Raw genomic sequence first — 10,206 nt, 5'->3', positions numbered from 1 at the left:
GGTACTGCAGGGGGGACCCTGTGGGAGAGTAGGACGCCGCCGAACAAATTTTGAGAAAACCCCCGCACCTTCCGGTGCGGGGGTTTTCTGTTTTTCTGGGCGCCTTCGCCTTACGGCGTTCCCTCAGAGACGGCCGGCTGTCTTAAGGGCGAGGTACGCGTCCGCCAACGCCGGAGCCAGCTCCTCCGGAGTCGTGTCGACGACTGTGACGCCGTGGCGAATGAGCCGTTCGGCCGTTGCTCGGCGCTCAGCCTGGGCCTGCGCGGCTGCTGCTGCCTCGTACACGGCCTCGGCGGATCCTCTCGAGGCCGCCATCTTTGCGATGTGTGGGTCTGCCACCGAAGCGACCAGGACTGTGTGGCGTCGAGTGAGACGCGTGAGCACAGGCAGTAGGCCCTCTTCGATGGGTGCAGCATCCAGGCTGGTGAGCAGGACGACGAGAGATCGGCGCGGTGCGGTGCGCAGAGCCGTGGAAGTGAGGCCACGGGCGTCCAGTTCGACGAGCTCTGGTTCCAGCGGGGCCATGGCGTCGACCAGGGCGGGGAGCAGTTCGCCGGCCGCTCGGCCCTGGACCAGGGCACGTACGCGGCGGTCGTATGCCAGGAGATCCACGCGGTCACCGGCCCGGGAGGCAAGTGCGGCGAGGAGCAGGGCCGCGTCCATAGAGGCGTCAAGGCGCGGGGCGTCGCCGACTCGTCCGGCTGAGGTACGGCCGGTGTCCAGGACGAGGAGGATGTGACGGTCGCGTTCTGGGCGCCAGGTGCGGACCGCGACCGTGGACTGGCGGGCTGTGGCGCGCCAGTCGATGGAACGGGTGTCGTCTCCCGGGACGTACTCGCGGAGGCTGTCGAACTCGGTGCCCTCGCCGCGGGTGAGGACGCTGGTGCGGCCGTCGAGTTCGCGTAGGCGGGCCAGTTTGGAGGGGAGGTGCTTCCGGCTGGTGAAGGGCGGCAGGACGCGGACGGTCCAGGACACCTTGTGGCTGCCCTGGCGGGCGAACAAGCCGAATGGGCCGTAGGAGCGGACGGTGACCCGGTCGGCGTGGCGGTCGCCACGTCGGGTGGGGTGGAGGCGGGTCGTGACGCGGCGGCGTTCTCCGGGCGGGACCGTCAACGTGTGGCGTGACGATCGGGCCTCTGCTCCAGGGCGCCAGCTGCTGGGGGGCCAGGCGTCGCGGACGCGGGCGCGCAGCGGACGGTTGGACGGGTTCGTGACGGTGAGAGTGACGTCCGCGGGATCTCCGAGGCGTACCGAGGTGTCTCCTGATCGCGTCAGGATCAGGCGCCGAACGGGCGCGGCCAGGGCGAAGTCGCAGGCACAAGCGAGTGCCAGGGAACCGTTGACGGCCAGGATGCCCGTCCAGCTGGGCTCCCAGATGCCGACGGGAAGCGTGCCCAGGGCCGCCAGGAGGGCGGCGCGTCGGGTGAATGCCATGGGTCCTCGGTTCAGCGGGGTACGGGGACGTGGGCGAGGATCGCGTTGATGACGGAGTCTGCGGTGACGCCCTCCATCTCGGCCTCGGGCCGGAGCTGGACACGGTGGCGGAGGGTGGGGAGCGCCAGGGCTTTCACGTCGTCGGGGATGACGTAGTCGCGGCCCGTCAGCCAGGCCCAGGCTCGGGCGGTGGCGAGCAGCGCGGTCGCGCCGCGAGGGGAGACGCCGAGAGTGAGCGACGGGGATTCGCGCGTGGCGCGGCAGATGTCCACCACATAGCCCGTGATTTCGGGGGATACGGACGTCTTGGCGACGGCTGCGCGGGCGGCCTCCAGGTCCGCGGGGCCTGCTACGGGGCGTACGCCGGCGGCGCGCAGGTCGCGCGGATTGAAGCCTTCCGCATGGCGGGTGAGGACGCCGATCTCCTCCTGGCGCGACGGGAGGGGCACGTTGAGCTTGAGGAGGAAGCGGTCCAGCTGGGCCTCGGGCAGCGGGTATGTGCCTTCGTACTCGACCGGGTTCTGCGTGGCCGCGACCAGGAACGGCTCGGGCAGCGGGCGCGGGACGCCGTCGACCGTGACCTGGCGTTCCTCCATCGCCTCCAGGAGCGACGACTGGGTCTTGGGCGGGGTGCGGTTGATCTCGTCGGCGAGGAGGAGATTGGTGAAGACAGGGCCTGGCTGGAAGGAGAACTCCGCGGTGCGCGCGTCGTAGACCAGTGAGCCCGTGACGTCACTGGGCATCAGGTCCGGGGTGAACTGGACACGCTTGGTGTCTACGTCCAAGGCCGCCGCGAGTGCGCGTACGAGAAGGGTCTTGGCGACGCCGGGGACGCCTTCGAGGAGGACGTGGCCGCGGCAGAGCAGGGCGACGACGAGGCCGGTGACAGCGGGGTCCTGGCCGACCACGGCCTTGGCGATCTCGGTGCGCAGGGCCTCCAGGGACGCTCGGGCGCTGCCCGGATCCTCTGCGTGCCCGGCGTTGTCAGTGGTCGGGTCCATCATGAAGTGCGTACCTCTCCTTCGAGGGCGTCGAGTTGGTCGGCGAGGGTGATGAGGGCTGCGTCGTCGCGGGGTGGCGACCCGAAGAGAAGCGTGTGCAGGTCCCGTCCGCCGCCGTGGAGTTGGGCGGACAGGGCCGGGAGGAGCGCCTCGGGGGTGTGCGCCTGCGTGGGGGGTACGCCGAGGAGGGGTGCGAGGCGGGTGCGGGTGGCGGCGCGGAGTGCTGCGGCCGCGCGGTCGCGGGCGTTCGTCTTTCGGTAGAGGCGGGCGCGGCCTTCGGCGGTTTCGGAGGCGCGGATGGCGACGGGGAGGCGTTCGGGGACGAGGGGGCCGAGGCGGCGGCCGCGCCACAGGGCGGCGACGGCGGCGGCGATGGCGAGCTGCAGTGTGCCCCAGAGCCAGCCGGAAGGGATCAGGTCGAAGAAGCTGCGGTCGCCGGCGTCGGTGGCGGTGTCGTCGGAGAGGGAGGGGAGGTACCAGACCAAGTGGGGGCGGGAACCGAGGAGTTGCAGGGCGAGCGAGGCGTTGCCGTGCTCGTCGAGGCGGTCGTTGTAGAGGATGTCGGGGGCGCCGAGCACAACGGTGTCGCCGGTGCCGTCGGCGGCCGGGATGCGCACGAGTGTGGGGAGACCGTCGGCGGGGTAGCAGCGGTCGGCGTCGGGCGCGGTCGTCGTGTACCGCATGCCGCCGGTGTCGGCATTGCCCGCGCGGCGGGCTGCGGGCAGGTCGCAGCCGGGGGAGAGCGTCGAGTCGAAGCTGGGCGTGGGATCTGCCGTGACGTGCGGGACCAGCGTGCCGAGCGATGGATCGCCGGGGGCGATCAGGATGGTGCGGCCGCCGGAGTCGGCGGTGGCGGCGCGGAGCTCGCGTTTCTGGCGGCCGGTGAGCAGATCGGGCGCGGTCACGAGGAGGGTGATGTCGGGGCCTGCGGCGGCCCGGGCCTGGTCGGCGGTGGTCACGACACGCGTGGACACGCCCCGGTCGGCGAGGAGTTCGGCGACGGCCCGGCTTCCGTAGGGGTCGGCGGAGCGGGGGTCGAGGCTGCCGTGCCGGTCCCCGGAGCGGAGTACGGCGAGTGCGACCGCGGCAGCGAGGAGCAGCACGATCGCGAGCACGACGCCTCGGGCGCGGGTCCACCGCTGGCGGACGGTGGGCGAGACCGAGGTGGGCGAAAGGGTGGCCTCGGTCATTCGGCGGCCCCGTGGTGGGTGGTGCTGTGGGGCGTGTCCTGGGCGTTGGTGACGCTCCCTGCCGTCGCCGGGCTCTCTGCCGTGGTGGCGAGAACCGGCTTGGTGCGCTCCAGGTCGCGGTCGAGATCGGAGACGCGGCGGTACGCCTGCTCGTCCGCGGTGCGGCCGCCGTACGTGACGTCGTCGAACTCGCGGGCAGCGGCGCGTAGCCGGTCGGCGTGGGCGGGCAGGACCCGGCCGGCTTCTGCGGCGGCCTCGTCGGAGGTGCGGCCGGGGCGGGGGTCGAGCAGGGCCCGTTCCTCCAGGGAGCGGACGACGGCACGCATCCGCTCCTGGAGCGCCTGGCTCCAGTGGCCCTGGGCCGCATGCGCTTCGGCGGCTGCTCGGTGGTCCGCCGCGCTGCGCGGCTTGTCGTCGAAGAGCGGCGCTGACGAAGCGGGTACGCGGCGCGGCGTGCCGAGGTGCCACCAGAGTGCGGCGATGAGCGCGACGACGGCCAGCGCGATCACGAAGAGGCCGACGCCGCCGCCGGGTGTCGCGCCGGAGGCAGCGCTGAGGAGGCCGTCGACCCAGTCCCAGAAGGCGTTCAGGGCCCGTCGCAGCAGGCTGGGGTCGTTCTCGTGGTACATCGGCCGGGACAGCTCACGCTCGGCTGCCTTCCGCGCGGGATCTCGCGGGATCGTCACAGGCGGTTCGTCGTCGCCGCGTGGCAGCAACAGAGCAGCCTTGAGAACTCCCCCCGTCGCGCTCACTGCATCAGCTCCCTCGTGTCCCTGGTGCGCCGGGAGCGTACCCCTGGACGCCTGCGGCGCGGGCGAGTTCGAGGTCGAGGGCCTCGCGGCGGATCCGCTGGTCGATGTAGAGCAGCACGGTCACCCCGGCGGTGATCGGGAACGTGAGCGTGGATCCGATCACGGAGCCGATGCCGCTGATGATGAGGAACGTCCAGCCGACGTCCCCGGCCGTGCTGTCGAACAAACCGGTGATTCCGTTGCCGCTCAATGCGCCGGCGAGGAGGGCGAACGGGATCACGATGATCGACGCCACGATGTTGGCGATGATCGTCGCGAGCAGCTGGACGCCGAAGACCCGCCACCAGGCGCCGCGCACCAGCTTGGCCGAGCGGCTCATCGACTTCACGATGCCCTGCTTCTCCAGCATCAAGGCGGGCGAGGCGAGCGAGAAGCGGACCATCAGCCAGAGGGCGACCACCGCGGCCGCGAGCGCGCCCAGCACAGCCAGCGCGGAACCGGCTTCGGCGGCTCCCGCGACGGCGACGAGGAGGCCGGGCAGGACGCCGACGCCGACGATCGCGAGGGCGATGAGGGGCAGCAGGAAAGTCAGGCCGAACAGTTTCAGCAGCTGTGGCCGGGCGTCCCTCCAGGCTTCCTGGATGGAGACCGACTTGCCGAGCACGGCGCGGCTGGTCACGGTCGTGAGCAGGGCAGTGGCGACGATCGTGCCGAGCATGCTGATCAGCACGACGACGCCGGAGTTCAGCAGGGCGTCGCCCAGCGCCCGGGTGACCTCGTCCAGGCTGGCATTGGGGTCGTTGAAGGCGGCAGTGCTGCTGTCGTCCAGGACCAGTCCTTGCAGCAGCACGACCACGATCTCGGTGACGACGGCCACGGCCAGGGAGATGCCGAGCACCGTGCGCCAGTGCGTACGCATGGTCGAGACGGCGCCGTCGAGGATCTCGCCGACGCCGAGCGGGCGCAGCGGGATGACGCCGGGCTTGGCCGCGGGCGGAGGACCGCCCCAGTTGCCGCCCCAGCCGTTGCCCGCGCCGCCGCCGTAACCGCCGGGCGCGCGCGGAGGCTGCTGACCGCCCCAGCCGGACCCCGCGCGTGGCGGCGGCTGATCGGAGCTCTGCGGACCGGGAGCGGACCACCGGCCGGGCGGGGGCTGCTCCTTGGACCACTTCGAGGCGGGGCGCTTGTCGTCCGCCGGACCCGCCGGGTCGTTCTTTCCGGTGGCGGCGTCGGTGGGGCGGGAGGCGTCCGGTTCCTGTCCGTCGGAGGGGGCAGATCCGGGCGAGGCCCAGCCCGGAGTGTCGTTCATCGTCGCTCCTTCACGGTGCCCGTCCGCGGTTGCGGCGGCAGGTTGGCAGCCATCGTGCCACGGTGCGTCCGGCGGTGGACCGGGCGGACCAAGCACCTTCTAGGCTGCACACCTTCAATTGTCCGCCGGGTAAGGGGCAGACTGGTCGAATGGCTGATCAGTACGCGCAACCCCGTGAGGAACAAAGGCCCTCTCAGACGCCGGCGATCCGATGGGAAGAACCACCGGAGGGTCCCGTACTGGTCCTTCTCGATCAGACCAGGCTGCCGGCTGAGGAAGTCGAGCTGGTGTGCACCGATGCCCCGGCTCTTGTGCAGGCGATCCGGACGCTCGCCGTGCGCGGCGCACCGTTGCTCGGCATCGCGGGGGCGTACGGTGTCGCGCTCGCCGCCGTACGCGGATTCGACGTGGACGAGGCCGCCGACGCCCTGGCGAGCGCACGGCCCACCGCGGTGAACCTCGCGTACGGGGTGGGCAGGGCCCGTGCGGCATACCGGGCCGCAATCGCCGACGGCGGCAGTCAGGGGCAGGCCGCCGCGGCCGCGCTTGCCGCAGCGCAGGCGCTGCACAAGGAGGACGCCGAGGCGAGCGCGCAGATGGCCCGGCACGGGCTGGCGCTGCTCGACGAGTTGCTGTCCGGCGGCAATCACCGGATCCTGACCCACTGCAACACGGGCGCGCTGGTGTCGGGTGGGGAGGGCACGGCGTTCGCGGTGGCGCTGGCGGCGCACCGGGCAGGGCGGCTGCGCAGGCTGTGGGTCGACGAGACGCGGCCGCTGCTGCAGGGCGCGCGGCTCACCGCGTACGAGGCGGCGCGCAGCGGTATGCCGTACACGCTGCTCACGGACAACGCGGCGGGGTCGCTGTTCGCGGCGGGTGAGGTGGACGCGGTGCTCATCGGCGCCGATCGCATCGCGGCGGACGGTTCGGTGGCGAACAAGGTGGGGAGCTATCCGCTCGCGGTGCTTGCCCGCTACCACCATGTGCCGTTCATCGTGGTCGCGCCCGTGACGACCGTGGACCTGGACACCCCGGACGGTGCCTCCATAGAGGTGGAGCAGCGGGCCGGTCATGAGGTGACGGAGGTCATGGCGCCGGAGGCACCGATGGCCGGGACGGAGGCAGGAGGCGGTATCGCCGTGGCACCCCTGGGAACCCAGGCGTACAACCCGGCATTCGACGTGACGCCGCCCGGACTGGTGACAGCGATCGTCACCGAGCAGGGGGCCGTGTCGCCCGTGACAGCCGAGGGTCTGGCCGACCTGTGCCAAGTCACGCCACGTAACGATTAGCTAATTGGATGATGCCGGAGTCCGATCGAGCCACTTCCAACTGCCGGATGCGGGCAGGCCGACGGAGTCTGACGGCAGTCTGACGGCAACGTCAGCGGACGCCACGGTACGCAGCGGGGAGTCACGGCGTGTCAACGCTGGTCATTGCCGGGACGAAACGAGACCCACTCCGACCGATCAACCCGCCTGAAAACCCGAAAAGCGGACGGTCCGGTGACGGTGGAGCGCGGGTCGCGCAGAGCACACGGTGGCTACGTAGCGGACGGCGAGCGCGCGGAAACTCCCCTCCTGGCATCCGTTACTGACATCAACATCGGCGGACGGGGGCAGACAGTGACGGTCGGGTACGACTAACGTCACAGGCCAGTGACCTCTCTCACCAGCGCGCCGATGACTGTTACGAGAATGGGATGATGTCGTTTATGAAGGGACGAGTCCTTGTCGTCGACGACGACACCGCACTGGCCGAGATGCTCGGCATCGTGCTGCGTGGAGAAGGTTTCGAGCCGGCGTTCGTGTCGGACGGCGACAAGGCGCTGGCCGCCTTCCGTGAGACCAAGCCCGATCTGGTGCTCCTCGACCTGATGCTGCCCGGCCGGGACGGCATAGAGGTGTGCCGCCTGATCAGGGCGGAGTCGGGCGTGCCGATCGTGATGCTCACCGCCAAGAGCGACACCGTGGACGTGGTGGTCGGACTGGAGTCCGGTGCCGACGACTACATCGTGAAGCCGTTCAAGCCGAAGGAGCTCGTGGCCCGTATCCGGGCACGGCTGCGCAGGTCCGAGGAGCCGGCGCCGGAACAGCTCGCCATAGGCGACCTGGTCATCGACGTGGCCGGTCACTCCGTGAAGCGGGACGGTCAGTCGATCGCGCTCACTCCGCTGGAGTTCGATCTGCTGGTGGCGCTGGCCCGCAAGCCCTGGCAGGTGTTCACCCGTGAGGTGCTGCTCGAGCAGGTGTGGGGCTACCGGCACGCGGCGGACACCCGTCTCGTCAATGTGCACGTGCAGCGGCTGCGTTCGAAGGTCGAGAAGGACCCCGAGAAGCCGGAGATCGTGGTGACCGTGCGTGGCGTCGGTTACAAGGCCGGACCCAGCTGATATGTCCCGGGACAGTGCCGCTCCGGCGCCCGGGATGCCGGAAGCCCGCTCGGGGCGGCCTGTCGACCGGAAGACACCTGCTTCACGCCTCGCGCGGCTGCTCGAAGGCGGACTGCTGCTGCAGGGCGGAATGAAGGGCAGCCCCGTGCTGCGTCTCTTCATGCGCTGGGTGCGGCGTCCGTTGCTGCCCGCGTTGCGGCTGTGGCGGCGCAACATCCAGCTCAAGGTGGTCGCCACCACCCTGCTGATGTCGCTGGGCGTCGTCCTGCTGCTCGGCTTCGTCGTCATCGGGCAGGTGCGCAACGGTCTGCTGGACGCGAAGGTGAAGGCGTCGCAGAGCCAGGCCACGGGCGGTTTCAAGGCCGCCGAGAACGCAGCCTCGCCGACGAGCGGCGACCAGGACGCAGGCACCGCGAACGGCCGTACCGAGCAGAGCACGGCGGGCTGGATGACCAACCTTGTGGAGCAGCTGTCCAGCGGCGGCCAGAGTGCCTTCGACGTGGTCACGCTCAGCCCGGCCGCGTCCGGTGACGCCAGCGCGCGTGCCCCCCGTATCTCGGGCGGGGTGGCCGCGCTGCCCAGCGTTCCCGAAGAACTGCAGGACCGCGTGGAGCAGGGCACCGGCGCGTTCCAGAGCTATACGCGCATCGTCTACCAGAGCGGTCAGGAGTCGCAGCCCGGACTGGTCATCGGCAAGCGGCTCAACGACCCGCACGGCGATCCGTACCAGCTCTACTACCTCTTCCCGCTCACGCAGGAGGAGAAGTCGCTGAGCCTGGTCAAGGGCACGCTGGCGACCGCCGGGCTGTTCGTGGTGGTGCTCCTCGGCGCCATCGCCTGGCTCGTCGTACGGCAGGTCGTCACGCCCGTACGGATGGCGGCGGGGATCGCCGAGCGGCTGTCCGCGGGGCGTCTGCAGGAGCGTATGAAGGTCACCGGAGAGGACGACATCGCGCGCCTCGGTGAGGCCTTCAACAAGATGGCGCAGAACCTCCAGCTCAAGATCCAGCAGCTGGAGGACCTTTCCCGGATGCAGCGGCGCTTCGTGTCGGACGTCTCGCACGAACTGCGCACGCCGCTGACGACCGTCCGGATGGCCGCCGACGTCATCCATGAGGCGCGCGAGGACTTCGATCCGGTGACGGCGCGCTCCGCGGAGCTGCTCGCCGACCAGCTGGACCGCTTCGAGTCGCTCCTCGCGGATCTGCTGGAGATCAGCCGCTTCGACGCGGGCGCGGCGGCGCTGGAGGCGGAGCCGATAGACCTGCGCGAGGTCGTACGCCGCGTGGTCGGCGGGGCCGAGCCGCTCGCGGAGCGCAAGGGCACCCACATCCGGATCGTGGGCGACGATCAGCCGGTGGTGGCGGAGGCCGATGCCCGGCGCCTGGAGCGTGTGCTGCGCAATCTGGTGGTCAACGCCGTAGAGCACGGCGAGGGCAGGGACGTCGTGGTGCGGCTCGCCGTGGCGGGCGGCGCGGTCGCCGTGGCCGTCCGGGACTACGGCGTGGGCCTGAAGCCCGGCGAGGCGACCCGGGTCTTCAGCCGCTTCTGGCGCGCGGACCCGGCACGCGCGCGTACCACCGGCGGAACGGGACTCGGACTGTCCATCGCCCTCGAGGATGCGCGGCTGCACGGCGGCTGGCTGCAGGCGTGGGGCGAGCCGGGCGGTGGCTCGCAGTTCCGGCTGACGCTGCCGCGTACCGCGGACGAGCCGTTGCGGGGCTCCCCGATTCCGCTGGAGCCCGACGACTCGCGACGCAACCGCGGTCTGCACGGCGCCGGGCTGCCCCTCGGGAGCAGCAGCAAGCTGGCGACGGTGCCGGCCCAGCATTCACCCCTGGACCGGGACGGGGGCTGGAGGAGCGCGCCTTCTCCCATGGCTACGCGCGCGCCGATCCCGCCGGGGCTGGCCGGCGGGCCCTCGTCCGCTCCGGCCGCGGATCCGACAGCGCTTCCCGGGAGTGGCGCGCGGGTCGTGCCGCGGCCCTCGGGGGACGTCGGCGGTGCGGCGGCTGCGCGGCGGGAACCGCCTGGTCGGGACGGAGAGGGCGAACCGTCCGAAGAGGCCGGGAGCGGGGAAGTGGTGCCGGGTGCATGAGAGCCGGATCGATTCCGCCGCCGACGCGGC

At 71.3% G+C, this 10,206-nt stretch carries 7 protein-coding genes and 1 pseudogene; 3 read left to right on the top strand and 5 right to left on the bottom strand.

The window, feature by feature from the left end; all coding sequences use genetic code 11:
- Nucleotides 1-123: 123 nt before the first annotated feature.
- Genes ACWD4J_RS37410 through ACWD4J_RS37390 form a run of 5 tightly spaced genes read right to left on the bottom strand, consistent with a single transcriptional unit; the run spans nucleotide 124 to nucleotide 5,686 of the window.
- Complete coding sequence (locus tag ACWD4J_RS37410) at nucleotides 124-1,434, bottom strand: DUF58 domain-containing protein (RefSeq protein WP_451399986.1); 1,311 nt, start codon at nucleotides 1,432-1,434, stop codon at nucleotides 124-126.
- Nucleotides 1,435-1,445: 11 nt separating this feature from the next.
- Entirely contained in the window at nucleotides 1,446-2,435 is a 990-nt protein-coding gene (locus ACWD4J_RS37405) for an AAA family ATPase (RefSeq protein ID WP_451399991.1), read from the bottom strand.
- Nucleotides 2,435-3,625, bottom strand: a complete 1,191-nt coding sequence (locus ACWD4J_RS37400; protein ID WP_451399985.1) for a DUF4350 domain-containing protein — start codon at nucleotides 3,623-3,625, stop codon at nucleotides 2,435-2,437. The genes ACWD4J_RS37405 and ACWD4J_RS37400 overlap by 1 nt, the downstream gene beginning before the upstream one ends.
- On the bottom strand, nucleotides 3,622-4,377 hold the full coding sequence (locus tag ACWD4J_RS37395; protein WP_451399984.1) for a DUF4129 domain-containing protein: 756 nt from the start codon (nucleotides 4,375-4,377) through the stop codon (nucleotides 3,622-3,624). Before ACWD4J_RS37395 ends, ACWD4J_RS37400 begins: the two co-directional genes overlap by 4 nt.
- A gap of 4 nt (nucleotides 4,378-4,381) precedes the next feature.
- Entirely contained in the window at nucleotides 4,382-5,686 is a 1,305-nt protein-coding gene (locus tag ACWD4J_RS37390) for a DUF7544 domain-containing protein (RefSeq protein WP_451399983.1), read from the bottom strand.
- A 149-nt stretch (nucleotides 5,687-5,835) separates the two neighbouring features.
- On the opposite strand from ACWD4J_RS37390, the pseudogene mtnA reads away from it, so the two are divergent.
- The 3 genes and pseudogenes from mtnA (at nucleotide 5,836) to mtrB (ending at nucleotide 10,176) form a co-directional block, all read left to right on the top strand.
- Nucleotides 5,836-6,982: pseudogene (mtnA, locus tag ACWD4J_RS37385) on the top strand (S-methyl-5-thioribose-1-phosphate isomerase).
- A gap of 406 nt (nucleotides 6,983-7,388) precedes the next feature.
- The gene (gene mtrA / locus ACWD4J_RS37380) at nucleotides 7,389-8,078 is read left to right on the top strand and encodes a two-component system response regulator MtrA (protein ID WP_451399982.1); all 690 of its coding nucleotides are present in this window, start codon (nucleotides 7,389-7,391) and stop codon (nucleotides 8,076-8,078) included.
- A gap of 1 nt (nucleotide 8,079) precedes the next feature.
- Nucleotides 8,080-10,176, top strand: a complete 2,097-nt coding sequence (gene mtrB, locus ACWD4J_RS37375) for an MtrAB system histidine kinase MtrB (protein WP_451399981.1) — start codon at nucleotides 8,080-8,082, stop codon at nucleotides 10,174-10,176.
- Nucleotides 10,177-10,206 lie beyond the last annotated feature (30 nt).

This window comes from Streptomyces sp. NPDC002577 (genome assembly GCF_053594815.1).
This window is presented reverse-complemented; position numbering and strand designations above follow the sequence as displayed.